The following is a 26681-nucleotide window of genomic DNA, read 5'->3' on the forward strand; positions in this document are numbered from 1 at the left end:
AACCATGTTCTTTCCCACACTCATATGATGTTATAAATCCAATTGCATTTCATTTCAAGAAAAACGCATCTAATTCGTATATTTCATAAAAAACGGTGGTCAGACCACTTTTTTAACTATTTTACCATATAACATCACATGAAATCTGTAAAGACTATATCTTCTTGAACACAACGTGCTTCTCTCCAAGCATTGCTTTTAAAGTTTTTATTAACTCGTCGCTTCGTTCAATAGAATAGTGAACGGGAAGCTTGACCAATTGACGTTCTGCCTCATAATAAATTTTCACGGGGATTTTCCCTCTATGAGACTGAAAATGCTGGTAAATAGCATGAAGCAGATTTTCTGTACCTTGCTTTGTTTCTATACGTAAGTATAATTCTTCTGACGGTAGTTTTTGAACCGCCTCGCTAGCAGCTTCAGCACGTTGACAAACAATTTGCTGCTGCCCATTTCTTTCATCTATCTTTCCTTGTATCAGTAAAACCTTCCCTTGTTCAAACAGCAGACGATTCTGTTCGAATACGCGGGGAAACGCGACAACTTCTCCTTCTCCACTTTCATCCGTGATGCGTAAAAAGGCCATTTGTTCTCCTTTTTTCGTTCGAATGACGCGAACTTCCAACACAAATACTAAAAGAGAGACCGCTTTTCCTGAAGCGTATTCTTTCATATCGTGAAGAGAAACAACAGAATAAAAGGAATTCAGTGCTTCATACTGAGAAGCAGGGTGGCTTGATAAATAAAAACCTAGCATATCTTTTTCATACTGAAGCCGATCTTCTATTTTCAGTTCCTCTTTTTCCATATATTTAGGCTTTAACGAAAATTCAGCTCCAAATCCAAAGTCATCATCTGGGAGTACCAAGCTTGCATGTTCAAATGCTACATCAATCGTTGCTAATAAAGTAGCTCGATTTTCTCTAAACTCATCAAAGCCTCCAGACAGAATCAAAGCTTCAAGCGCCTTTTTATTCACGGCTTTTTGTGAAACGCGTGCACAAAAATCAAATAAGTCTTCAAATCTTTTTTTCTTTCGCTCTTCTGTTATTTCCTGCATAGCTGCTGCACCAATATGTTTAATCGCTGCAAGGCTATACCTTATACTTTCACCTTCTACGTTAAACGAATACATGCTCTTGTTAATAGAAGGTGGGAGAACTTGTATTTTTTTTCTTTTTAGTTCATTAATATATTGAGCAATTTTCCCTTCGTTTCCAATAACGCTCGTTAATAAAGCTGAAAAGAACTGTAGCGGGTAATGTGCTTTCAAATAAGCTAACTGATAGGCTACCATACTGTAAGCAACAGCATGACTTCGGTTGAAGCCATAATCAGCAAAACGCACAATAAGGTCATACACTCGATTAGCAACGGATAGGTCATATCCTTTCTTCTTGCTTCCTTGGATAAAATGAGCTCGTTCACGATCCAGCACTGCCCGTTCTTTTTTACTAACTGCTCTTCTCAACAAATCTGCTTCCCCAAGAGAAAAACCGGCCATTTTTGAAGCAATCTGCATAATTTGCTCCTGATACACGATAACGCCATGCGTGGATTGTAAAATGTCTTTAAGCGTAGGATGATCATATATTACTTTCTCCACTCCATGCTTGCGCTTAATATAGGTTGGAATATTTTCCATCGGACCAGGTCTATACAGCGCGTTAACTGCTACAATATCTTCTAGCTCTGTAGGTTTTAATTGCTGAAGCACTCTTCTCATTCCATCTGACTCTAGCTGAAAAATACCGGTCGTATCCCCTTTACTCAGCAGTTCAAAAGTTTTCTGATCGTTAAATGGTATATGAGACAGTGACAGCTTTCGATTCATGTCCCGCTCAATTTTCTTTAAAATATGATCTAAAATGGTTAAGTTGCGCAAACCTAAAAAGTCCATTTTCAAAAGCCCAACGTCTTGCAGAGCTTCCATTGGATATTGAGTCAGATATACATCATCATGTCCTTCTTGTACAGCTACAGATTGCGTCAGCGGCTTCTCACTAATCACAACGCCTGCTGCATGCGTAGAAGTATGCCTTGGCAGTCCTTCTATCTTCATGGCAATGTTGTACCATTGTTTTCTGGCTTCATTTTCAGATAAATAGTCTTGAAGAACTCTTGAATCACGAAGAGCGCTTTTTAACGTTGTACCAGGTTTAGTTGGAATCGCTTTGGACATTTTGTTTAGCGCCTCTTGATCAAATCCCATCACTCTCCCTACATCACGTACGGCTGCTTTAGCTGCTAATGTTCCAAACGTAATGATTTGAGCGACATGCAGCGCTCCATATTTTTGAGCCACATACTGAATGACTTGATCTCGTTTGTTATCAGGAAAATCAATATCAATATCAGGCATTGAAATACGTTCAGGGTTTAAAAAGCGCTCAAATAAAAGCTGATGCTGAATTGGATCAACATTTGTAATTCTTAAGGCGTATGAGACCAGTGAGCCTGCCGCTGAACCACGGCCTGGCCCCGTTAAAATACCGTGTTCATGAGCATAATTCATAAAATCCCATACGATAAGAAAGTAATCACTAAAGCGCATATTTTCAATAATGTTCAGCTCATAATCCAAGCGTTCCTCGTATTGTTCCGTGATCACTTGAACTCTTTCTTGCAATCCTTTTTCGCAGAGAGTGCGCAAGTAGGTTGATGATGTAACAGACGGGGGGACAGGATATTTTGGAATGGACATTACGCCTAGAGAAATTTCGAGCTCGCATCGTCTTGCGATTTTTATACTTTCTTCTATTAAAAAATGCTGGTCATGAAAGAGATCTTCCATTTCATCAGGTGATTTGAAATAGTACTCGGTACTCTCATTTTTCATTTGTTCATCGCTATGTAATTTCTCTCCGTCTCGAATAGCTGCTAAACACTCATACGCATCTCGATCTTCTTTTTTTAAATATTTCACTTGATTCGTCGCAACAAGCGGGATATTTTCTTCAGCAGCAAGCTCCGTTAACTGCTGATTTATAAAAGCTTCATCCTGTCCGTGGCGCTGTATCGATATATACAAAGACTGCGAATATACTTTTTTAAAGAATTGAAGCACTCGCTTAGCATCTTGAAGTTTTTTTTCTGCTAGCAGGGTTTCAATCTCTCCAGTTACACCCGGTGTAATAGCAATCAACCCGCCGCTGTAATGGTGGAGCCATTTTTTATTTACACCGTGTTTTTCCTTGGTTTGAACTAAACTGCTTAGTTTTAATAGATTTTCATATCCCTTATCATTTTCCGCTAATAAAACTAAAGGGTACGCTCGCTCGCTTTCTTCATGTTCTAGGATTGATAATGTGAGCCCAATAATTGGCTTGATCCCCGCTTTCACGCAGGCTTTATAAAAAGGAATGACTCCGTACATCACGTTTTCATCAGTCAAAGCAATCGCTTCATAGTTCATTTTCTTAGCTGTTTCTACAAGTTCATGAATACGAACGGAACTGCTTAGTAAGCTATAAGAACTTTGAAGCTGCAAGTGAACAAAAGGCACAGGACTTCCCACCTTTCTTTAATTCTTTATTCTCATTATAAATTTTGTTGCCGGCGTAGACAAATTACATAACTCTGAGCGTTTGTCCATATATATGTAGGAAGCGTGATTCATTGATAAAATAGTAAAGGAGGACGCGTCATGACAAAAGAGCCTTTTATGTCTCTTTTCATTTGGAGTTACTTCACTTCATTAGGTATTATTTTAGGCGGTTCATTAATTGGAGCATTTGCGGGGTTTTTAATTGGAAAATCTCCTTTATACGTCATGCATACCCTCAGCAATAGTTTGAAAATCTGGGCAATTGTCGGAGCAATTGGAGGAACATTTGATACGTTTTACAGCTTTGAGCGAGGACTCTTTGAAGGAGCCACAAAAGATGTATTCAAACAAATCCTTTTAATTCTATCCGCTATGGGAGGAGCTCAGACCGGGGCTCTTATCATCAAGTGGTTAACTCAGGAGCATTTTGTATGAGGGTACCCAGCGAGCGAATGTTCAAGCGCTCCGACTGGCAGCGTTTTTTTGCCGGTATAGTCATTGGAGCAATTGTTAGCTGGGGGGTGTTTTTAACGATTTATGGCGTTTCAAGAGATAGAGAGCTAGAAGAAGTTCGAATTGCTAATGATAAACTAGCAAAAGCAAATTTGCAAATTAGCGCATGGCAAGAAGATGTAAAAGCATTAAACAAGGAAATGAAGCAGCATTTGATTATTCAGAATGTGAAAGTAAAATTAGTAAACGGCAATCGTTATAAAGTAAACTCTGTGGTTGAATACAATATTCAAAAAAGCGTCGACGAAGAAGCGCAGCACTTAATTGCCCAAGATATTGAAAGTGCGTATCGAAGCCGGGATATCTTAAAAAAAGCAATTGAAAATAAAAAATACGAATTCGATAAAACGATTTATGAAGTTGAAGTTCATCAAATTTATTTTTATACAACGCTTTCGATTGAAGTTCGAATTAAAAAGATGGAAAAAGTACTATAAAAAGCCGCTGATTTAAAATCAACGGCTTATTTTACAGATTACTCCTGACTGCAGAGCTCTTCTAAATCAAGTAGTAAAGGCTCTACTTCTTCCCATGAATAAATGGAAGCGCCGGACGCGAGAGGATGGCCTCCTCCGTTGTATTTTCTAGCAATTGTATTAATAACAAGCTCTTTTGAACGAAGGCGAACACGAATTTGATTTTCTTCCTCCACAAAAAACACCCACGTTTTTACTCCATCAATTTGGCCTAACGAACCGACTAGCTGAGAGGCATCAGCTGGTGTCACATCATATTTGCGAAGAATTTCATTCGGAATTTTCATATGTGCAACTCCTGCTGGAGACATCGTGAAGTTTTGCAGCACATATCCATGTAAGTGAGCGACGTTTTCTTTTGTTTTGTATAACTGATCATATACATCTTTAAAATTGAAACCATATTGAATCAATTCACTTGCATAGCAAAACGTTTTCGGCTTTGTATTTGGAAATAAAAATCGACCCGTATCTCCGACGATACCGCTGAAGATCAGCTTTGCTCCTTCATCATTCAGAGATAACCCCTTTTCTTTTCCTTCCAAGTAAAATTCATAAATCATTTCGCTTGTTGAAGAAGCAGACGTCTCAACCCAAAGCAAATCACCGTAAGGAGTTTGGTTTGGATGGTGATCAATTTTAATGACCATTTTTCCATTTACGTAGCGCTGATCTGATACTCGTGCTTCATTAGCCGTATCACAAACAATGACAAGCGCATCCTCATAGGTGTCATCAGCGATATCATCCATACGGTATAAAAATTTTAATGACTCCGCTTCTTCTCCCGTTACATATACCTTCTTCTCCGGAAAAGATGTTTTTAACAATTCCGCTAATCCGCACTGAGATCCGTATGCATCTGGATCTGGACGAATGTGCCGGTGAATAATGATGGTGTCAAACTGCTTAATAGCTTCTAATATTTGTGCTTTCATTTTCTCTCTCCTGTCAATACTGTTCTTGTTTTATGTACGTACCACATGCACTTACATTTCCACAGCGCTGTATTCATATTATTTATTAAATCATATCTCTTCTCTTTTTTAAAAGAAGAATCAATCAATAGTAGAATTTTCTGTCATCGACCTGTAAAATAATAGATACTACTGTAAACACTTTCAACACTGTGCATTACTAACATCTAGAAACATTACGGATAAAAATACACCGGACTGGAGGGGCGTCTGTGCCATTTTTAATGATTTTAATCGTTGTGTCCTTTGTTTTCTACATGTATTTAAAAGTAAAATACGTACGTTCGAAACGCCCAATGGAACGAAAGTGGATTTCCGCTAAGTCGAGTATTTGTCTTGGCTCTTTTGTATTATTTTTTGGGATCAATCAATGGTTTATTTACGAAACAAACCTTTCGCTTATCATCGGCATATTATTTGTATTATTCGGTTCAGGCAGCATATTAGCAGGTATCAAAGCTTACAAGTACTATCAGCCTTATGCAATAAAAGAAGCAGATCAAATGTAAAGAGATTGAGACATAACGAAATCAATTCAATCTAAAGACAAACAAAAGGGATAAAGGAGCTAGTATAGATCACTTGTTACACCGCTGTTGGTTTCCGTGCAAGTCTTCGCCTTGCCCTCCAATCAACAGCTAGACGCATCTTCATTGAAACCTACGTTCACCCTATCAATGAAAAAATCCGAACGAATTTGATTCTCCATCAAGAATCTCAATTTATCGTTCGGATTTTCTTTCAACTAAAATACGTTTGTCCCAGCCTCTTTTTTATACTCTTTCTAATAACTGAGCCATCATCATCGCTTTCCCTACTACAACCCCAGCATTGTAGACTTCTACATCTAATTTAGCAAACTTCCGACCAAGTTCTAATAGCTTAGGACGAATTTCAATTACACTTTCAATTTGAACTGGCTTAATAAAATAAACGGTGATGTTTTCAATAACCAAATCACCTTTTTTATATAAGCGAAGAACACGATTGGCGGCTTCCGTTACAATAGTAGTGAAAACTCCGTATGAAATAGTCCCCATATAATTCGTCATTTGCGGCGTTACTTCACAGCGATACACCGGTGCTTCTTTTGTCTCTTGTACATCCATAAACTGATTGGTTACAATGTCGTCAATGGTTTCTCCTACCTGCGGTTGACGCTGAATCATTTGCAGTGCCTTTAAAACGTCTTGACGGCTGATAATGCCCTCTAGCCGGTGGTAATCATCCACTACAGGCAGCACTTCAATCCCTTCCCATACCATCATATGCGCAGAAGAAGCGACCGATGTTTTTCCGTGAACCGTCATCGGATTTTTCGTCATTACTTTTTCGATTGAAGTAGAAAGGTCATATCCAATAACATCTTTTGAGGTGACCATACCGTGAACTTTCATATGCTGATCCACTACAGGAAAACGACTGTGGTGAGTCTTATCGTTACATTCATGCCATTTTTCAATCGTATCGGTTAACTGCAAGCTAACCGCTTCAGAGACAGGTGTTAAAATATCCTCTACAAGCACAATTTCTTTTTTTATCAGCTGGTCATAAATAGCACGATTAATCATCGTTGCAACTGTAAACGTATCATAGCTCGTTGAAATAATAGGAAGCTTAAGATCATCCGCAAGCTTCTTAACCCATTCTTCCGTATCAAAGCCGCCCGTAATTAACACGGCTGCTCCTGCTTCAAGAGCTAATTCATGAGCGTTTACTCGATTCCCTACGATAAGAAGGTTTCCAGCCTCGGTATATCTCATCATAGCATCAAGCTTCATCGCTCCAATAACAAACTTGTTTAACGTTTTATGCAAGCCTTCACGTCCGCCCAGCACTTGTCCATCCACGATGTTTACTACTTCAGCAAACGTGAGCTTTTCAATGTTTTCTTTCTTCTTTCGTTCAATTCGAATGGTCCCAACTCGTTCAATCGTTGAAACATATCCTTTATTTTCCGCGTCTTTTATTGCTCGGTACGCCGTGCCTTCACTGACATTCAGTTCTTTGGCAATTTGGCGCACTGAAATTTTTTCACCAATTGGAAGCGAATCGATATACTGTAAAATTTGCTCATGTTTTGTCGCCACGTGTACTTCACCCTTCTAAAACGTTTTTACGTTTCATATGTCTTTTCTTTTATTATACGGGGGAAGTGAAATGGATTCAATCTAACCTCTTTGACGCAAAGGCTTTCTCGCACTATTTTTTTGAATACCTGCCTTTTTGCGGCGCGGTGTATAAAGTAGTGATGACAAATTGCCTCCGGCTACAAAAAGAGCAAAGGTAAGCCAGCTTATACTAAAAATTCCTTGCAAACTCGAAGTTGTTAACACTAAGTGCGGCATTGCATAGTAAAGCATCACTCCGCATAGTAAAAGCGATAAAATAACTCGATTTTTTTCCATAACTCTCCCTCCTTATTATTACTATCGTATGCAGGGAAGTAAAAAAAGCAGAACGTTTCTTTACAAATAAAAAACAAACGACTAATCGATAATATCGATTAGTCGTTCGTATCTATCTTTAACTGAAATACTTTTGTACTAGCCTCTGTTTATGATTAAAAATCCAACCCTTCTCCAGCTTTCAACACTTTTCCTTCAATACCAGATAAAGACTCAACAAATTGATGAGGATCTTGCTTAATTACAGGAAATGTATTGTAGTGAATTGGCACAACAAGCTTTGCCTGCACCCATTCCGCTGCGATAGCCGCATCTTCAGGTCCCATTGTAAAGTTATCTCCAATTGGAAGAAATGCTACGTCAGGCTCATGGCGACCAATTAACTTTAAATCAGAAAATAAAGCCGTATCTCCAGCATGATAAATTGTCTTTCCTTCAATCGTTAAAAGCAAGCCAGCCGGCATTCCTGTATAAATAATTTTTTCATTATTCTCTGTATAACTTGAACCGTGGAAAGCTTGTGTCAATTTCACCGTGCCAAAATCAAATGTATAGGCTCCGCCTATGCTCATTGGGTGTACGTTTAAGCCTTGCCAGCTAAGATATGTAGCTAATTCTGCTACTGCCACAACAAGTGCACCGCTGCGCTTAGCAATTTCAACCGTGTCGCCTACATGATCATTATGGCCATGAGTCAGTAAAATCACATCTGCTTTTACATCTTCAGCATTTAAATCTGTTAATTCATTTCCAGTGATAAACGGGTCAATTAAAATTGTTTTTCCTTTTGTTTCAATTTTAACAATAGAATGTCCATGATAAGAAACGTGCATCATTTATTCTCTCCTTTTACACTAACCTTTTCTATATTCTACCCGTCTGTTTTAGTTACAAAACAAGTGAATACGCGGCTATCATATCACAAACTGCGCAAAAACATGCCTTATTATGCTTGCTCTAATAAAGTTGTTGCATCAGCGTAAGTTAGACCGTGTGCATCTGCCACAGCCGCGTAAGTGACAAACCCATTTAGGGTGTTGATGCCTTGAAGAAGGGAAGGGTTTTTTAAGCACGCTTTTTTATATCCCTGACTTGCTATTTGCAGAGCATAAGGCACCGTTACGTTGGTCAGTGCTAAGGTCGACGTGCGGGGAACAGCTCCTGGCATATTAGCAACAGCATAATGCAAGACCTCATGCTTCGAATAAGTCGGGTTATCGTGAGTGGTAATGCGATCAGTTGTTTCAAAAATCCCGCCTTGATCAATAGCAATATCAACCACAACGGACCCTTTTGACATCGTTTGAACCATTTCCTCGGTGACAAGCTTTGGCGCTTTAGCTCCGGGTATGAGAACCGCTCCTATCACTAAATCTGACTCTTTTACAGATTGTGCGATATTGTAGTGATTTGACATTAATGTCGTCACTTCTTTACCAAATAAATCATCAAGCTGGCGAAGGCGATCAGCGTTTAAATCAATTATTGTAACATCAGCCCCTAATCCGACCGCAATTTTAGCAGCGTTGGTCCCTGCTACTCCTCCTCCAATAATCGTTACTTTTCCTCTTTGCACGCCTGGAACTCCACTTAATAAAATCCCTTTGCCACCTTTGGTTTTCTCCAAAAATTGAGCTCCAATCTGAGAAGACATTCTTCCTGCAACTTCGCTCATCGGCGTTAACAGAGGCAAGCTTTTGTTTGGAAGCTGTACAGTTTCATAAGCGATGCCTACCACCTTTTTATCAATCAATGCTTTCGTTAATGCTTCTTCAGCTGCCAAATGTAAATACGTAAACAAAATAAGTCCTTCACGAAAATATCCGTATTCTTCTGAAATCGGTTCTTTTACTTTCATAACCATTTCAGCATCCCACGCTTCTTTTGCAGTATTTACAATAGAAGCTCCTGCATTTGTGTAATCTTCATCATGGAATCCAGAGCCTTCTCCTGCCTGTGTTTCAATATATACATCATGCCCACCGTTAACTAAAGCTGTAACACCAGCTGGAGTAATAGCCACGCGATTTTCATTGTTTTTTACTTCTTTCGGCACTCCAATTTTCACCTTTATCCCTCTTTTCTTATATCAGTGATTAACTGAAAAAAGAACGCCATACCAAATCCTTTAGAAAACCGGATTTACTATGACGTTACCTTTCGATAGAGCTCAGCATAATCCTGCTTTTCTTAGTCTATATACAGTATATGCATGTAGTTATTCATATAGTTCGTTATCACTCTGTGCTTCTGGATTTTCAACCACAGAAGCCATAGCATCGCCAATGACGCCGCTTGAATAAGAATCCATTAGCTGTCTTGATGTCTCTTTTTCTCCTTCAAAATCATATTCATATACATGATGCGGATGTTTTTTGTCTTTCATATGTCACTTCTCCTTTTTCACTCTATTTTCTTTACGAATGTGAACTTTACTTCATAATCCCTTACATGATCTTTTCTATTTTCTTCTTAAATGCTCTAGTTATACCATTTATCTCACATCAAAAAACGCCCGCAGATTTTTCTGCGGACGTTTTGATAACTTTTTTATATCGATGTTTTTTCGTGCAATTCATCTTTAGCTAGCTGAATTGCTTTTTTCACTTGTTCAAACCCTGTTCCTCCCGCGCTATTGCGGCGATTAACAGCTGTTTTTGGACTTAATACATGATAGATGTCTTCCTCGAATAAATCTGACGCTTCCTTATATTGCTCAAGCGGCAAATCCATTAGGTAGATATTTTTCTGAATGCAAACGAGAACCAGTTTCCCGACCACTTCATGTGCTTCACGAAACGGCATGCCTTTTGAAGCAAGATAGTCAGCTAACTCCGTTGCATTTGAAAAATCTTGTTTCGTAGCTTTTTCCATAACATTTGTTTTTACTGTCATTGTTTCAATCATGCCAGCAAAAATGGTCAAACAGCCTTCAATCGTTGTAACCGTATCGAACATGCCTTCTTTATCTTCTTGCAAGTCTTTGTTGTATGTTAAAGGCGTGCCTTTTAACACAGTCAATAGGCTAAATAAATGACCATATACTCGTCCTGTTTTACCACGAATTAACTCCGCCATATCAGGATTTTTCTTTTGAGGCATAATACTGCTGCCCGTTGCGTACGTATCATCCATTTCAACAAATTGAAATTCTTGACTAGACCATAAAATTAACTCTTCACAAAAACGAGATAAATGCATCATTAAAATAGAACTGTTGCTTAAAAACTCTAAAATAAAGTCACGATCGCTGACAGCATCCATACTGTTTTGATAAATCCCATTAAAGCCTAAAAGCTCCGCGCTATAATGACGATCAATCGGGAATGTTGTACCAGCTAAAGCTCCTGCTCCTAAAGGAGATAAATCAATACGCTTCAGCGATTCCGCATAACGTTCAGCATCGCGCTTGAACATTGAAACATAAGCCATTAAATGATGAGCAAAAGAAACCGGCTGCGCGCGCTGTAAATGTGTGTAGCCTGGAAAAATGGTTTCAACATGCTGATCTGCTTTTGTAAGCAATACATCTTCTAGATTTTCAATCAGCCCTACAATTTGCTGAACATGCTTTTTTAAATATAAGTGCATATCTGTAGCAACTTGATCATTACGGCTTCGACCCGTATGAAGCTTTCCTCCAACCGGACCAATTTCATCAATTAATAACTTTTCTAAATTCAAATGAATATCTTCATATTGAGCAGAAAATGTTAATTCTTTCTTCTTAGCTTTTTCAAGCAGTGTTTGAAGGCCTTTTTTAATTTGTGACGCTTCATCTCCAGAAAGAATACTGCATTTCTCAAGCATTGTTACATGTGCTAAACTGCCTTCAATATCTTCTTCTACAAGATGCTGATCAAATGAAATCGACGCACCGAACTCGTCAATCCATTGTTCAGGGCGTTTCGTAAAACGCCCTCCCCAAAGTTTGGTCATACCGTTGTCACCTTCTTTTGATTTACCATGCTGCTCACTTGTGTTGGAAGTCCCCATAATGAGATGAAACCAACTGCTGCATTGTGATCAAATTCATCTTCTTTTGTATATGTTGCAAGTTTTTCATTGTATAAAGAATTAGGAGATTTACGTCCTTCTACGATAGCATGCCCTTTAAATAGTTTTACTCTCACTGTTCCGTTCACATATTGCTGCGTATCTTTTAAGAATGCAAGCAGTGAATTTGTTAATGGAGAGAACCATAAACCTTCATAGATAACTTCTGTTAATTTTTTCTCAATCACTGGTTTGAAGTGCGCTACTTCTTTCACTAATGTTAAATCTTCAAGCTCTTTGTGTGCTTTAATTAATGTCATAGCAGCTGGACACTCATATACTTCACGTGATTTAATTCCCACAAGACGGTTTTCTACATGATCAATACGTCCGACTCCGTGCTTACCTGCAATTTCATTCAATTCTAGAATTAACTGAGCTAGCGTGTAAGATTGACCGTTTAATGATACTGGAACACCTTCAACGAATTCAATTTCTACTACATCCGCTGTGTCTGGAGTGTTTTCAAGAGAAGCCGTTAGGTCATATGCTTCTTCAGGTGGAGCTGCCCAAGGATCTTCAAGAACGCCACACTCGTTACTTCTTCCCCATAAATTTTGGTCAATTGAAAATGGGCTGTCTAAGTTAATTGGAATTGGAATATTCTTTTCTTTTGCATACTCGATTTCTTCTTCACGAGACCATTTCCAGTCACGAACAGGAGCTAAAACTTCTAAGTGTGGATTTAATGCTTTAATTGATACTTCGAAACGCACTTGGTCATTTCCTTTTCCCGTACATCCATGTGCGACAGCTACTGCATTTTCTTGTTCTGCTACTTCTACAAGCTTTTTAGCGATTAGCGGTCTAGATAGTGCAGATACTAATGGATATTTTCCTTCATATAATGTGTGTGCTTGAAGTGCTGCTAACGCAAATGTATTGGCATATTCTTCTTTTGCATCAATCACATATGATGATACCGCTCCAACTGTTAATGCTTTTTCTTTAACGAATTTTAAATCTTTTCCTTCGCCTACATCTAAACAGCAAGCTACCACATCGTACCCTTTTTCCTGTAACCATTTAATTGCAACTGATGTATCTAAACCTCCAGAATATGCTAAAACAACTTTTGGATTACTCATCATCTATTCCTCCTACAAATTATATATATATTAATACAACCGTTTTAATTTTTATTCATTTAATCTACTATTACTTTAACAACTTTTTAATCTATTTTCAATAGTTATTCAAAAAAAAGTATATAAATTCACATTTATTTTAATTTAATAGGGTAAAATCTCTTAAAATACTGTAAAAATAGACATGAATGAATATTCCTTCCTGAAATACTGTGTATATTTATATGCATAAATCAAGTATAAATGATTTATTTTTCACTTACAGTAGCTCTGGCTTTTGTCATTGTATAAAATGGAAGGGAAGAGGTGAAAAAATGGAGCGCTTTTTTACTTATGACAACAGACTCGGTATAAAAATTCCTGCTCTTGAAAGAGAATGGACATTCTATTCTGAAAAAGTTCAGCAGGATATCCTCCTAACATGGGAATCCATTCGTGGGCAGATTCCAGACAAAATTCAATCTTTAGAAAAGAGTATTAATCAAAAACAAGCGGCGTTAGAAGATGAGACTAATTTTATCCGCTCCTGTGAATTAAATAGCGAGATAGGAGAACTTGCTTCTATTATTAATGATTTGTGGATTTGGTATCGAACAAATGAGGAAATATCAAAAAAAGTTCACGGATAGACAAAAAAAACGAGTCTCATGAAAAATTAATGAGACTCGTTTTTCTTATCCAGCAAATAGCGGTATTGGTAAAAGCGCTTCGCATAATCTGTCACTTGTTTGGCCATTCGATAATTCATCCCTCCACCAACCATCATACTCACAATTGGCAAACGATTATAAACTTTTCGCTTCGCAGCAAATATAGCTAGCGTTTTCCCAATTTGCACAACGATTTTTTGCAGCCACGTTTTATCTACAATTTGATCAACACCTTCATAAAAATACGGGTCAAAGTCTTGGCTTAACTCACTCTTTAATTGATGCCACCCCTCAGCCTGAAGGTGTCTAGGTAACGTTGCTGCATGGAAAACTTTTAGCGTTAGCATAAGTTCTGAAGGAGTCTGGATATGATAGCCGTAGCTCATTGCTGCCTGTTGCACCGCTTGAATATTCATGCATAAAACAGCGGGTATATCAATACCGACTAGCAGCGATTGTCCGGTTCCTGAAAGTGCTCCTTGACTCAGCGCATACAACCGAAGCTTGGCCATTTGCTGTTCGCATATATAAGAAAGCTGATCTACTTGAAGGGAATTCATTTCTGACAGATCTGTGATATCTTCTTTGAATACACGGGCAGTTTCAATAATTCGTTTTGTCGCTTGAGTTTGCATTTCCGTACCTTGAATTAATGCAGTTAACTGAAAGAGTCCCTCATCAATTTTATGTAAATAGGTCTCACGAACAAAAGCAGGAATTAAGTTAAGCCCTTTTTCTAACCACTCTTCGTACAATAACTCCATCTCAGTTGCTTCTACGCTCTGTAAGCTCTCTTCCCATTTATAGATTTCTTCTAAAAGCTGTTCTTCGCGATTCGTTAGTATCATCATGTCACCCTTTCAAGAAATAAGTAGTTTTATTTTTATTATAACAAATAATGCATCCGTTACATTTTGCTTCCTATATTATTTCTTTCTTCTATACGTTGTAAACCTTCTTTCAACCGTCAGCTATTTACGCTATATAAAAAAGCTGATTTCCTAACAAGGAAATCAGCTTTTCGTTAGTTTGCCTGACAATTTATGAGAATTCATGCATTGAAGAGGCACTTTATGAACTTAAATATTCGCTAAACGAGTAACGTCACGTGCAATCATAACTTCTTCGTCTGTAGGAATAACCATAACTTTAACTGGAGAATGAGGGTAGCTAATAAATGCTTCTTCTCCTTGTACACTATTTAAAGCTGGATCCCAATAAACGCCCATGAACTCTAAACCGCGAAGAACGCGAGCACGTACAACATCACTGTTTTCTCCAATACCTGCTGTGAAGATGATTGCATCTACACCAGACATACGAGCAGCATAAGAACCGATATATTTATGAATACGGCTAGCAAATACTTCAAGTGCTGTTTCAGCGCGTTCATTGCCTTCAGCGCTTGCTTTGATTAGATCGCGTAGGTCACTAGAAATACCAGATACACCTAAAAGACCACTTTCTTTATTTAATACATTTAATACTTCGTCAGCAGTTTTTCCTGTTTTCTCCATAATAAATGGAATTAATGCAGGGTCAATGTTACCTGAACGAGTTCCCATTGCTACACCAGCTAATGGTGTGAAACCCATTGATGTGTCAATTGACTTGCCGCCTTCAATTGCAGCGATACTTGCACCGTTACCTAAGTGACAAGAAATTAAGCGCAATTGTTCGATTGGACGGCCAAGAAGCTCAGCTGCACGCTCAGAAACATATTTATGAGATGTGCCGTGGAAACCGTATTTACGAACGCCATACTTTTCATAGTACTCGTACGGTAAGCTGTACAAGAATGATTTTTCTGGCATTGTTTGATGGAATGCTGTATCGAAGACTGCTACAGCTGGAACATTTGGAAGAATATCTTGGAACGCTTTAATTCCCACAATGTTTGCTGGGTTGTGAAGCGGTGCTAAATCAGATAAAGCTTCAATTTCCGCTAGTGTTTCATCTGTGATTAAAACAGAATTAGCAAATTTCTCTCCGCCGTGTACGACACGGTGACCTACACCAGTGATTTCATCGTATGATTGAATGATGTTTTGAGAAAGTAACTTTTCAACTAAAATTTTAACTGCAACAGCATGGTCAGGGATTTCTGTAATATCCGTTTGTTTTTCACCATTTACCGAGATCGTGAAAACAGCGTTATCTAAACCAATTCGTTCTACTAAACCTTTTGTTAATACCGTCTCACTTGGCATTTCAAATAATTGAAACTTAAGTGAAGAACTGCCGGCGTTGATTGCCATGATTTTTGACATAAAAAAACAGCTCCTTCTTTATTATACGTGCATCATAAACATAACGAACAGAACATAAAAGTGTAATCTCTACAATATTCTATGCATTTCGACACGATTTCTATCCTTATTCATTTAATCATTCACGACAATAGATTTCAAGAGCTATACATCATGAAAACGCTACCGGAAAATATTCGTTATTTTCGAAAAAGACTTACTTTTTATTAACGCGGAACCATTGGTCCATTTGAGCCATAATATCACTCATTGCTTCTCGATTACTGAACTTCGGCAAATTCACAAGTAGCGCTTGATCAGGCGCTGTTACCCCTTCTCCCTGCTTTTGAAGAATGATAATACTCTTAGCAGCCTGCTCTTGTTTGAACATTGAAAGCGGCAGCTGAACGATTCCTTGAACGATTGCTTCCTCTTTTAGCAGCGGCTGTAATAAATGAGACTGTTCAGATTCGAACAAGTTATTTGGAATAAGGGCAACTACGTATCCTCCGTCTTTTACATGACGCAAGCTTTGTTCAATAAATAAGTGATGAGCATAGGTATGACCTTCTTCAGCTCTTACTTTATACTCTTTTGCCCCTTCATCGTTTGGATAATAACCAACCGGCAGGTCACAGACAACTAAATCAACAGGATCAATAAAAAGCGGCTGTAAGCTGTCTTGATTGAATAATTGAACGCCGTGCTTCTGTAAATTTGCATTTACATATGTCAATTGAAGTAATAAATCATCCACATCTACACCGTATACGTGTTCAATTGACGCAGCGTGTGTATTTAAAATTGTTGTTAATAAGTTCCCTGCTCCTACTGCTGGATCTAAAAGCGTATATTTATCTTTTCCTGCCATGAACTTTCCAACTAGGTAGCTGACAAATAGTCCTACAGCATCAGGCGTCATTTGATGGTTAGGCTGAACTGCTTCTTTCATGCCTTTTAAAATAGCTAGCTGATACGCTTTTCGAATAGTTTCTTTTTCAAAATGATCAAGCGTAATTGAATCGTACTCTTTTTTTAAACGTTTTTTAGTTACCTCATCTAGCTCTTCTTGTAAAATAGTTCCTTGAAACAAATTTTCTCCCGTTTCAGCTACTGCTTCTAAATATACGCAGTTTAGTTCTTTTCTTAAAATAATAGCTGTTTGATCAATTACACCAAATAGCTTTTCCATACTAGCTAACTGACTCATATTCTGCCTCCTGTGTAATGAAATAATATCTATATAAATGAGTAAACGTCCTATTTGGAACATCATATTTTATCATAAAAACTTCTTAAAACACAAAGAAGGCGAAAAACATTGTTTTCCGCCTTCTGCCGAACGCCACTGACAATCTTACTTAGCTGTTTTAGCTGCTTCGATTGCTGCTTCGTAGTTCGGATGCTCAGTTACTTCTGGTAAGTACTCAACATACGTTACGTTGTCATTTGAGTCTACTACAAAGATTGAACGAGCTAATAAGCGTAATTCTTGAATAGCTACACCATATGCTTCTCCGAAAGATAAGTCGCGGTGGTCAGATAAAGTTTGAACATTATCAATGCCATTAGCACCACACCAGCGCTTTTGAGCAAACGGTAAATCTACGCTTACTGTTAATACTTTTACGTTATCTAATTTAGCTGCCTCTTCGTTGAAGCGGCGAGTTTGCGCATCACAAACTCCAGTATCAATAGAAGGAACTACACTGATTAGGCGAACAGAACCCTTTGTGCTGTCAAGCGTTACCTCTGATAAATCATTTGCTAAAACGGTAAAGTTTGGAGCCTTGTCTCCAACCTTCACTTGATTTCCTAATAATGTTACATCGTTACCTTTAAATTTAACCTTAGTCACGAATAATTCCTCCTTTAAATAAGTATGTACACTGTTCATATTAGCTTGTCTGTCTCTATATTGCAATTAAATGACATACAAAACATGGCACTCCAAGCTAGAAAACAAACCAAACAAAATAAGCTTTACTTGCTTCTTTTACTATTCAAAGAAGCAAGCAAAGCTTTATTTTACACCTACAAATTAAAATCGTTTGCACTATCATGATGCTGATTTTGTTGATTATGATGATCCTGCTGATGATTGTTTCGTTTAAACATTTGCTGCACGCGTTCAATTGCTTGAGGGGCTGTATCTAAAATCTTTTCATATAAATGTGTACTTTCGTTAAGGTGAAGCATTTTAATTCCGCTTCCACTCACAATTAAAAAGGCAATTGGCGTAATTGATACACCGCCACCGCTACCTCCGCCAAATGGATGACCTGATTCTTGCTGATGCTGTCCCGGAGAAGATGGTGCATGCCCTTCTACTCCAAACTCGCTTCCGCCCGCTGCAAAACCAAAACCTACTTTTGAGACAGTTAAAATAACACTGCCATCAGGTGTTTCTACAGGATCACCAATGATTGTATTAACATCAATCATTTCCTTTAAATTTTCCATAGCTGTCGACATTAAACTTTTAATTGGATGTTCTGCCATTAAGATAACCTCCTTATGTTTTCACAGAGTGTGTCTTGTTCTTATTTGACGACTTCCATCTTTTGCGACGCTTTTTGGACGTATGCCGCCAGTATCTCAAGGTCCGTAAACCTACTAGAATAGCTTGACCAACTCGAAAAGAAATTATGCACTCAAATACCGTTTCTGACCAAAGATGTTGAAATACAGGAGTAACGCTCATTACAGGCATATCTTTTAGTTTCATATAACGGCTGATTATACCAACTATGCCCCCCTTTGCAGACCATACAGCCCCGGTAAGTACGCCTGTTAACGCAGCATCACCTAAGCCGAAACGGCTGTGCCATCTAATATCACTTACCGTCACTTTCTGTAAGAAACGACGAAAAATTTTATGAAAACCGACTACCTGTTCAAGGAATTGCTTCGCATTTTCTAACATACTTAGCCCGTCTTCTACAGAATAATCACTCCATGAATTCTCGTCTTCTTTTCCTTGATCACCCATTCCTTTCTTCTTTTCAACAAGCAAACGAGGAGAATCTTTTTTCACTTTCACTACCGGAATTTCATATGTATAGCGAATAAGACCAAACCAAGCCCTGAGTCTCACTCTGTAATAATCGTTATCTCGGACATGGTGAAGATCTACAAATAGCGTGATTTTTGTCCATACAATAAGTACAATAACAATTAAAAGTGCTAGCAATATCCATAAAAGCCATAGCACATCCTTCACTCCTTCTTAGCTTCACATTATCTCCAAAACACAGAATATTAAACCTTATGAAAACAATAAAAAGAGGTTGAGATATAACGAAATGAATCCAATCTAAAGACGAACAAATGGGATACATGAGCTGAACCGCTTGTGACACCGCAGTTGATTTCCGTGCAAGACTTCGCTTTCCGCGAGCGGTCGCTGAGCCTCCTCGTCGCATACGCTCCTGTGGGGTCTCACCTGTTCCGCTTTTCCCGGAGGAGTCTTCGCCTTGCCCTCCAATCAGCTGCTAGAAGGATCTAAACAAATGAAACCTACGTTTACCATAACAAAAAAAACGAACCACTAATCAAAAATCTTGATCAATGGTTCGTTTTTCACTTCGTCTAAAATCCTTTTGTCCCAGCCTCTTTTTATTATCTGCTTATTGTACCTTCATGTATGACAGTTGTATCTGCGTAGTAATCATGGGCTCCTTGCTTCTTAGGTAAAAACGCAACTAATAAATAGCCAAGTAAAAAAACTGTTTTAGAAATATAACGTCCAACTCCTTCACGAAACAGCACAACAGGCCAAGTTAAAGTGGAGTCTTTCAGCGATACTACTTTAAGCCCAAACACCATCTTTCCAAGCGTTTGTCCAAAATATTTGGTCATTAAAACAAAATAACCATAAAAGATAATAACCGTTACAATCGTATAGGGAGAAAAAAATCCATCTCCTTGAGAAATACCTGCTAAATAGAAAATGGGCTTGATCAGCAGGGAGTTCAAGCTAGCTACCACAGCTAGATCCAAAAGATATGCCCAAAAGCGCATCCAAAAGCCTGCATAATGGAATTCGCTACTTATTGGAGTACTTACCGCTGGCTCATGTTTTATATTGTCGTTTGATTCGGTTGAATGAGACTGATTTTCCATGTTCCCACCTCTATTCTGCATATAAATACATCAGGCGCGGAGAGCTTGGCTGCGCAAATGTTTTTAACATTGCAGTGACTTGTTCATCTCCACCTATTACTTTTTGCATGCTCATTGAAAGCCAAGAAGGCAGTCCGAATCCTTGATTGTATTGAATTACTTGTGCACCTTTTAACTTATAATCTTTCTCCATTCCTGTTACCGCATCTTCAAAATAACCTAGTTCATCGACTAGCTTCAGCTCTTTAGCCTGACGTCCATCGTACACTCGTCCATCTGCAATGGAACGCACTTTTTCTTTAGACAAGTGACGTCCCTCAGAGATAACATTGACGAAACCATCGTACGAGTTGTCTACAAGTGTTTGCATAATTTCTTTTTCTTCTCCGGTCATTTCTCTTGTTGGAGACATAATATCTTTATGAGCCCCGCTTTTAATAACAACAGATTCTACTCCTAGTTTATCAGCCAGCTTGCCGTAGTTAACGCTTTGCATAATTACACCTAGTGAACCTGTTAAAGTGTCCGGGATTGCATAGATTTTATTAGCAGCTGTTGAAATGTAATAGCCTCCTGAAGCAGCCATTGATCCCATTGAAATATACACTGGCTTTTTCGTGTCTTTCTTCAGCTCTTCAATTTTTTTATGTATTTCAGCACTTTCAACGACGCCGCCGCCCGGTGAATTCACCTTAATAATGACTCCTTTAACTGCCTTATCATTTTTTGCAGCCTCTAGCTGCTTTAAAAATGCTTGGTGGTTATAACCATTTTGGGACATAAGCGGAGAGGAACCGCTTCCTGTATCTTGAATCGTTCCATTGACCTCTAGCACTGCAATTTTCTTAGCTGCATTCCCTTTTTCGATAACTGTTTCTGATAGTTCACTGTCGTCTCCTCCAAATATGCCTGCCAGACCGTCATCTTTTTCTTCTTTGACTGAAAAACCAATATTAACAATCGCAGAAAAAATGAATAAGCAGGCCGCAATTAAAAGAGCAATCCACCTTTTTTTGTTCATGAAAATCCTCCTTTTTAGGTGTCAGAATTAAAAGATTATTCTTTTAATTCTTAAAGCAATAATGCTATAATTATTGTAACAAACTTTTTTTAAAAAGTTTACTTTATCGCTAATATTTTACATATCAGACAAACAAGGGGGAACTATCTATGCCAAATCGTCGCAACGTTTATTTCTTTCATCCAAAAAACCAGGAAACAAAGGCGCTCGTAAGTCCACTTATTGAACTTGCAAAACAATATGACTTTCAAGTAGTAGACCATTTCGACAGCGCTAACATCATTGTAAGTATTGGCGGTGACGGAGCTTTCTTGCAGGCTGTCCGTCAATCTGGCTTTCGAGATGACTGCTTATATGCTGGTGTCACAACTTCAGATCAACTAAGCTTTTACTGCGATTTTCATATTGATGAAACGGATAAAATGATTGAAGCTATTACGACAGAAAATATAGAAGTACGTCGATTTCCCGTTTTACAAACTCAAATTGATCAAGGAACTTCTTTTTATTGCTTAAATGAATGTTCTATTCGATCAGGTGTTATAAAAACACTCAGTCTAGATGTTTTTATTAATGAAAATCACTTTGAAACATTCCGTGGGGATGGGATGATTATTTCAACACCAACAGGCAGTACGGCTTATAATAAATCGGTAAGTGGAGCCGTAGTTGATCCGTTAATTCCTTGTATGCAAGTCAGCGAATTGGCATCGTTAAATAATAATAACTATCGTACATTAGGATCTTCATTCATCCTAAGCGCTGAGCATACGCTCACTTTAAAACTATCCAATGACAACAACCACAATCCAATTATTGGAATAGATAACGAAGCATTAAATGCACGTCAAGTTGATCAAGTTCAAATTCGTTTAAGCGACCGTCAAATTAAAACGGTTAAGCTAAAAGATAACTCTTTCTGGCAACGAGTTAAGCGTACATTTCTATAATAAAAAGCGCCCTTGGGCGCTTTTTATTTTTGATATACAATTTCTCCACCAATAGCAGTCATCTGCACCTGTACCTCTGGAATATCATCTACAGAGATTTCAAACAAATCTCGTTCTAATACGGTAAAATCAGCTACATAGTCCTTTTGAATATATCCTTTTCTGTCCTCTTGATGAATGGCCTGCGCGCTTCCTAATGTAAACAGCTGAACAGCTTCAAATACAGTGAGTCGCTCAGAAGGTATGTAAACGACCGAGCTGTTCGGAGAAGTTTTTCTAGAAACTGCTGCATGAATCGTTAACATGGGATTGATAGGTTCAATAGGAGCATCTGATCCTCCTGCACACATAACGCCCTCGTCCAATAACGTTTTCCACGCATAGCAATAGTCCAAATGCTCTTCTCCAATTTTTTCAATAACCCATGGAAAATCGCTGGCTAAAAACCGAGGCTGAATATCCAGCACAACCGGGAGCTTTTTTACACGATCAACTAAATCTTTTCGTAGAATTTGCGCATGAATAATACGATCTCTTTGCCCTGTTTGAGGAGGATATTGTTCAATGCTTTCTACTACATATTGAAACGCTAAATCACCAATCGCGTGAATTGCAACGGTCATATTCAATTCTCTCGCTTTTCTCACTAGCTGTTTTAATTCATCTAGTGATTGAATAGCTACGCCTCTTGTAGAAGGATCGCTTTTGTATGGAAAGCTTAAAAGGGCAGATTGACTGCCAAGCGAACCATCAGCAAAAATCTTCATTGGTCCTATTTCAATAAAAGCGGATGTGTCTTTCTTTTCTTTAACGTATGTATACATATCATCTACAGCTTCATGATGAACAAGTAAATGAGCACGAAACAGCTGCTTTTCTTTATGAATAACGTCTTGAAATGCTTGATATGCACGCAAAAAGCCTCCATAATAATTTAAATCTTCCGTATGTCCACCCGTTAATCCGTGTTCAACACAATCTTTAATAGCTACTGAAAGAGCTTGTCGAATGTATGCTTCTGATACTTGAGGAATATGAGCCGTTACTAATTCTTGCGCTTGATCAGCCAAAAAACCGGTAGGATTTCCCACTTCATCCCTCTGGATAATACCTCCTTCCGGATCGCGTGTTTCAGCTGTAATCCCGGCTATTTTAAGAGCAGTCCCGTTTACTACTAATCCGTGACGACAGACTCGCTTCAACATAATAGGATGTTCAGTTGAAAGCTGATCAAGATCTTGATACTGAATCAAAGAGGAATCTTCCCACTGATTTTCATCCCACCCTTCTCCAATTACCCATTCTCCTTTTGGTGTACTCTCTACTTTTTGCCGAACGCGCATCAGCACGTCTTCCCTAGAAGTAGCTTGAGACAAATCAAGCCTAAGGAGCTTTTCACCGTGACCAATTAAGTGAAGATGGCTATCTACAAAGCCCGGATACATTGGATATCCTTTGAGGTGTACTTCTTTGTCAATCTCGGCACCCCATTTGATTCTTAGATCTTCTTCTGCGCCTATATCTTCAATGAATCCTTTTTCAACATATACGCTTTCTACATGCTCATCTTCTTTTAGCATCGTATATATTTTGCCGCCGTAAAATAAAGTCCCCATCGCCAACATCTCCTTTACTTTATAAAGCTTGATCTTCTCTCTCTATTATACGTGACAAAACAAACAAGACAAAAGAGTGAGGTTTCCCTCACTCTTTTTAGCCATCATTATTTAATTAATATGACTTATTTACCACCAAGTTGTTGCTCAGCCATTTGAACTAAGCGTTTAGTGATTTCTCCACCAACAGATCCGTTAGCGCGAGCTGTTGCTTCTGGTCCAAGATTTACACCGAATTCAGAAGCGATTTCGTATTTCATTTGGTCGATAGCAGCTGCTGAACCAGGAGCTACTAATTTGTTTGTGTTTGCCATGTGTTTTCACCTCCTTGTTGAATATAGATTGTGTCAAAACACATGGCATCATACATTATTTTTTTGGTAATTTTATGAAATTTAACTTTTAAAACAAATCTTCTACGCTGTCTGCGGTATTTGTAGCCGAAGAAGCTGTCATCTCAAGCGTTTCTACATTATTTACCGCTTCTTGAATTAATGTTTCAAAATCATAAAATTGTTCGTATCGATTTATTTTTTCACGCTTTGGCTTAGTTTTTGGTGAGCTTGGCGTAAAAATTGTACAGCAGTCTTCATACGGTCGATTCGAAATTTCATGTGTATCAATTTTACGGGCAATTTCAACAATCTCCGTTTTATCCATTGTCACAAGCGGACGCAAAATTGGCGTATTAGTCACTTCATTAATCGCATACATGCTCTCAACCGTTTGACTAGCTACTTGCCCTAAGCTGTCGCCAGTTACGATAGCTAACGATTCATTTTTTTCACGAATAAGGTCCGTAATTCGAAGCATCATACGGCGTGTAGAGGTCATGGTATAATTCTCTGGAATTTGTTTTTGAATCGCTTGCTGTACAGCTGTAAACGGTACAATGTGTAACTTTACTTTTTCGTGATAAGCGGTTAATTTTTGCGTTAAATCGATGACTTTTTGCTTAGAACGTTCACTTGTAAAAGGCGGACTGTAAAAATGAACCGCTTCTATTTCTAATCCGCGCTTCATGGCTAAGTATCCTGCAACCGGGCTGTCGATTCCTCCAGAAAGCATCAGCATCGCTTTTCCACTCGTACCAACTGGAAGACCTCCTGCTCCGCGATAATCAAAACATGTAATATACGTTGCTTCACTTCTCACTTCTACTCGTACATTTACGCTTGGTTCTTTTACGTTTACCTGTAGATGCTCTGTATTTCGTAGAATATGACTTCCTACTGCATAATTTAATTCGTTTGTATCAAGAGGAAATTGTTTGTACGCTCTCCTAGTAGATACTTTGAATGTTTTTCCTTCTATATCAAATTCTTTCATTGCTTCTAACGCTGCTTCTTGAATCGCTTCAAGCTCATTTTCAACTTTTAATGCTAAACTAAAGCTTTGAATACCAAAGATTTGCTGAAGGCGTTCGATGATAGGCTCGTGATTTTCACCGTTTAAGTGAATATACATGCGGTCTCTTGTGTATTTCACGTGAATATTTTGGAATGCACTAAGAGCCGTTACAATATTTTTTCTTAGCTGGGCAACAAATTTTTTTCTATTTTGTCCTTTGGTTGAGATTTCTCCGTACCGAATTAAAATATGGTTATATATCATAATCATTTACCTCATTACTTTCTTTAGATCTTCAATTACTGTGAAAATAGCATTTACAATGGGCGTTACTTCATTATAATCATTTAAGCCTGACAAGCTCAATCGAATGGACTGATCGGCTTCTTCGTAATTTTTACCGATAGCTAAAAGCGTTTTACTTGGCTTTTTTCGCTTTGATGAGCAAGCAGATGTAGTGGATACAAACACTCCTTTTTCTTCAAGAGCGTGAACAAAAACCTCACCTTTAATACCTTGTGCTGTAAAATTTATGATATGGGGGGCCGAATGCTCATTCGGCGTATTAATCGTGATTCTTTCGTGAGCAGAAAGTTTGTCCATCAGTTCTGCTTTTATTTTCCGCATTTTTTGCTGATTTTGAGCTGCATGTTCAAGTGTTAAACGAAGTGCTTTAGCAAATGCTACTATTCCCGGAACATTTTCCGTGCCTGATCGATGCTGCATTTCCTGAGAGCCTCCGCTAAGCAACGGATGAATCTGAACTCCATTTCGTTTATATAAAATTCCCGTTCCTTTTAAGCCGTGAATTTTGTGTCCTGATAATGTGCATAAATCAATTTTATGATCCGCTAAAGAAAGCGGAACTTTTCCAATCCCCTGCACATGATCGACATGAAAAAGTACCTTCGAATAGTTCGTCAGCATCTGTCCAATTTCTTCAATTGGCTGAATGGTGCCAATCTCATTATTTACATGCATAACAGATACTAAAATGGTTTCATCCGTAATAGCTGACTCAATAGCCGCAGGTGACACAAATCCTCTGGAATCTACCGGAACATACGTAACGTTAAACCCTAGGGCTTCTAATTGCTTAAGTGGTTCATGAACAGAATCATGTTCAATATTTGTCGTAATGATATGCTGACCTCGGCTTTTATATTGCATCGCTACGCCTTTAATAGCCAAATTATTCCCTTCCGTTCCTCCTGATGTAAAGATAATTTCATTTGACGATACGTGCAGCAATTCTGCTACTTGCTCACGTGAACGGCTCAACAAATTCTCCGCCTGTACGCCAAATTGATGGAGGGAGGATGGATTGCCATAATAAGTTGTAGCTACTTTGGTAAAAGATTGTATGACTTCATTATAGGGTTTTGTTGTAGCGCTATTATCTAAATAAATCAAGGATGCGCGCCCCCTTCTTCATTTTTTCGGAACAACGTATTATCATAACATACCTTGATACTTTTTTAAATTAGGTTTTGCCTTAGTAATCATAACAAGGATAGACGATCTTTTCAAAGCTATTTGCCACTTTATAAGCAAGGTCTCCCCTTCCTTATCCTAACAGTTGCTGCCGCATTCATAGACTATACTATTAGCATTGAAAGAGATACGAGATAGTATGCAAAGAAAAGCATCATAAA

The 26681-nt window shown here is 38.3% G+C and carries 26 protein-coding genes; 5 read left to right on the plus strand and 21 right to left on the minus strand.

Annotated features, from left to right (window positions below; translation table 11 throughout):
* Nucleotides 1-154: 154 nt before the first annotated feature.
* On the minus strand, nt 155-3505 hold the full coding sequence (gene dnaE, locus LIS78_RS24195; RefSeq protein WP_209150705.1) for a DNA polymerase III subunit alpha: 3351 nt from the start codon (nt 3503-3505) through the stop codon (nt 155-157).
* Between the two features lie 141 nt (nt 3506-3646).
* Between dnaE and ytrH the strand changes: the two genes are divergently transcribed.
* Nucleotides 3647-3982 (plus strand): sporulation membrane protein YtrH, encoded by a 336-nt coding sequence (gene ytrH / locus LIS78_RS24200; RefSeq protein ID WP_013059455.1) that lies wholly within the window; start codon nt 3647-3649, stop codon nt 3980-3982.
* Nucleotides 3979-4497, plus strand: coding sequence for a sporulation membrane protein YtrI (gene ytrI / locus LIS78_RS24205; RefSeq protein ID WP_195781745.1), 519 nt, complete (start codon nt 3979-3981; stop codon nt 4495-4497). The genes ytrH and ytrI overlap by 4 nt, the downstream gene beginning before the upstream one ends.
* 38 nt (nt 4498-4535) lie before the next feature.
* Here ytrI and LIS78_RS24210 read toward each other — a convergent pair whose 3' ends face one another.
* Complete coding sequence (locus LIS78_RS24210) at nt 4536-5474, minus strand: DHH family phosphoesterase (protein ID WP_074893748.1); 939 nt, start codon at nt 5472-5474, stop codon at nt 4536-4538.
* Between the two features lie 251 nt (nt 5475-5725).
* On the opposite strand from LIS78_RS24210, the gene LIS78_RS24215 reads away from it, so the two are divergent.
* The gene (locus LIS78_RS24215; protein ID WP_195781743.1) at nt 5726-6022 is read left to right on the plus strand and encodes a YtpI family protein; all 297 of its coding nucleotides are present in this window, start codon (nt 5726-5728) and stop codon (nt 6020-6022) included.
* 264 nt (nt 6023-6286) lie between these two features.
* Here LIS78_RS24215 and LIS78_RS24220 read toward each other — a convergent pair whose 3' ends face one another.
* The 7 genes from LIS78_RS24220 to LIS78_RS24250 all read right to left on the minus strand — a co-directional run bounded on the left by LIS78_RS24220 (nt 6287) and on the right by LIS78_RS24250 (nt 13065).
* Nucleotides 6287-7603, minus strand: coding sequence for a CBS domain-containing protein (locus LIS78_RS24220; protein WP_116073936.1), 1317 nt, complete (start codon nt 7601-7603; stop codon nt 6287-6289).
* Nucleotides 7604-7684: 81 nt separating this feature from the next.
* Nucleotides 7685-7921, minus strand: a complete 237-nt coding sequence (locus LIS78_RS24225) for a hypothetical protein (RefSeq protein WP_252284444.1) — start codon at nt 7919-7921, stop codon at nt 7685-7687.
* Nucleotides 7922-8076: 155 nt separating this feature from the next.
* Nucleotides 8077-8754, minus strand: a complete 678-nt coding sequence (locus LIS78_RS24230; protein ID WP_195783204.1) for a metal-dependent hydrolase — start codon at nt 8752-8754, stop codon at nt 8077-8079.
* 113 nt (nt 8755-8867) lie between these two features.
* Complete coding sequence (gene ald, locus LIS78_RS24235; RefSeq protein WP_013059462.1) at nt 8868-9989, minus strand: alanine dehydrogenase; 1122 nt, start codon at nt 9987-9989, stop codon at nt 8868-8870.
* Between the two features lie 150 nt (nt 9990-10139).
* Nucleotides 10140-10307, minus strand: coding sequence for a hypothetical protein (locus LIS78_RS24240; RefSeq protein WP_252284445.1), 168 nt, complete (start codon nt 10305-10307; stop codon nt 10140-10142).
* A 164-nt stretch (nt 10308-10471) separates the two neighbouring features.
* Nucleotides 10472-11860: an argininosuccinate lyase gene (gene argH, locus LIS78_RS24245; RefSeq protein WP_252284446.1), complete on the minus strand. Its 1389-nt coding sequence runs from the start codon at nt 11858-11860 to the stop codon at nt 10472-10474.
* The gene (locus LIS78_RS24250) at nt 11857-13065 is read right to left on the minus strand and encodes an argininosuccinate synthase (RefSeq protein WP_013059465.1); all 1209 of its coding nucleotides are present in this window, start codon (nt 13063-13065) and stop codon (nt 11857-11859) included. The genes argH and LIS78_RS24250 overlap by 4 nt, the downstream gene beginning before the upstream one ends.
* A 314-nt stretch (nt 13066-13379) precedes the next feature.
* Here LIS78_RS24250 and LIS78_RS24255 point away from each other — a divergent pair, with 314 nt between their 5' ends.
* Nucleotides 13380-13694 carry a hypothetical protein gene (locus tag LIS78_RS24255; protein WP_029319996.1) on the plus strand — a complete coding sequence of 105 codons (315 nt, stop codon included), beginning with the start codon at nt 13380-13382 and terminating at the stop codon, nt 13692-13694.
* A 26-nt stretch (nt 13695-13720) separates the two neighbouring features.
* Here LIS78_RS24255 and LIS78_RS24260 read toward each other — a convergent pair whose 3' ends face one another.
* The 8 genes from LIS78_RS24260 to sppA all read right to left on the minus strand — a co-directional run bounded on the left by LIS78_RS24260 (nt 13721) and on the right by sppA (nt 21110).
* On the minus strand, nt 13721-14563 hold the full coding sequence (locus tag LIS78_RS24260; RefSeq protein ID WP_195781741.1) for an EcsC family protein: 843 nt from the start codon (nt 14561-14563) through the stop codon (nt 13721-13723).
* Between the two features lie 231 nt (nt 14564-14794).
* Nucleotides 14795-15985 carry an acetate kinase gene (locus LIS78_RS24265; RefSeq protein ID WP_252284447.1) on the minus strand — a complete coding sequence of 397 codons (1191 nt, stop codon included), beginning with the start codon at nt 15983-15985 and terminating at the stop codon, nt 14795-14797.
* A 196-nt stretch (nt 15986-16181) separates the two neighbouring features.
* Nucleotides 16182-17174, minus strand: coding sequence for a class I SAM-dependent methyltransferase (locus tag LIS78_RS24270; RefSeq protein ID WP_209150708.1), 993 nt, complete (start codon nt 17172-17174; stop codon nt 16182-16184).
* Between the two features lie 147 nt (nt 17175-17321).
* Nucleotides 17322-17822: a thiol peroxidase gene (gene tpx / locus LIS78_RS24275; protein ID WP_098901198.1), complete on the minus strand. Its 501-nt coding sequence runs from the start codon at nt 17820-17822 to the stop codon at nt 17322-17324.
* A gap of 176 nt (nt 17823-17998) precedes the next feature.
* A complete protein-coding gene (gene ytfJ, locus LIS78_RS24280) occupies nt 17999-18466 on the minus strand; it encodes a GerW family sporulation protein (protein WP_116073952.1) in 468 nt (155 codons plus the stop codon).
* Nucleotides 18467-18479: 13 nt separating this feature from the next.
* Nucleotides 18480-19178 carry a DUF2953 domain-containing protein gene (locus LIS78_RS24285; RefSeq protein ID WP_013059472.1) on the minus strand — a complete coding sequence of 233 codons (699 nt, stop codon included), beginning with the start codon at nt 19176-19178 and terminating at the stop codon, nt 18480-18482.
* A 407-nt stretch (nt 19179-19585) separates the two neighbouring features.
* A complete protein-coding gene (locus tag LIS78_RS24290) occupies nt 19586-20089 on the minus strand; it encodes an RDD family protein (RefSeq protein ID WP_252284448.1) in 504 nt (167 codons plus the stop codon).
* Nucleotides 20090-20099: 10 nt separating this feature from the next.
* On the minus strand, nt 20100-21110 hold the full coding sequence (gene sppA / locus LIS78_RS24295) for a signal peptide peptidase SppA (protein ID WP_195781738.1): 1011 nt from the start codon (nt 21108-21110) through the stop codon (nt 20100-20102).
* Between the two features lie 149 nt (nt 21111-21259).
* Between sppA and LIS78_RS24300 the strand changes: the two genes are divergently transcribed.
* The gene (locus tag LIS78_RS24300; RefSeq protein ID WP_195781737.1) at nt 21260-22060 is read left to right on the plus strand and encodes an NAD kinase; all 801 of its coding nucleotides are present in this window, start codon (nt 21260-21262) and stop codon (nt 22058-22060) included.
* Nucleotides 22061-22083: 23 nt separating this feature from the next.
* On the opposite strand, the gene LIS78_RS24305 is transcribed toward LIS78_RS24300, so the two are convergent.
* The 4 genes from LIS78_RS24305 to LIS78_RS24320 form a co-directional block, all read right to left on the minus strand.
* The gene (locus LIS78_RS24305; protein ID WP_195781736.1) at nt 22084-23676 is read right to left on the minus strand and encodes an amidohydrolase; all 1593 of its coding nucleotides are present in this window, start codon (nt 23674-23676) and stop codon (nt 22084-22086) included.
* 125 nt (nt 23677-23801) lie between these two features.
* Nucleotides 23802-23990 (minus strand): alpha/beta-type small acid-soluble spore protein, encoded by a 189-nt coding sequence (locus LIS78_RS24310; RefSeq protein WP_013059477.1) that lies wholly within the window; start codon nt 23988-23990, stop codon nt 23802-23804.
* 88 nt (nt 23991-24078) lie between these two features.
* Nucleotides 24079-25290 (minus strand): tRNA uracil 4-sulfurtransferase ThiI, encoded by a 1212-nt coding sequence (thiI, locus tag LIS78_RS24315; RefSeq protein WP_014458016.1) that lies wholly within the window; start codon nt 25288-25290, stop codon nt 24079-24081.
* A 6-nt stretch (nt 25291-25296) separates the two neighbouring features.
* Nucleotides 25297-26439 (minus strand): cysteine desulfurase family protein, encoded by a 1143-nt coding sequence (locus LIS78_RS24320; protein ID WP_195781735.1) that lies wholly within the window; start codon nt 26437-26439, stop codon nt 25297-25299.
* Between the last annotated feature and the right edge of the window lie 242 nt (nt 26440-26681).

Origin of the sequence: Priestia megaterium, assembly GCF_023824195.1 — a bacterium.
Classification (GTDB): Bacteria; Bacillota; Bacilli; order Bacillales; family Bacillaceae_H; genus Priestia; species Priestia megaterium_D.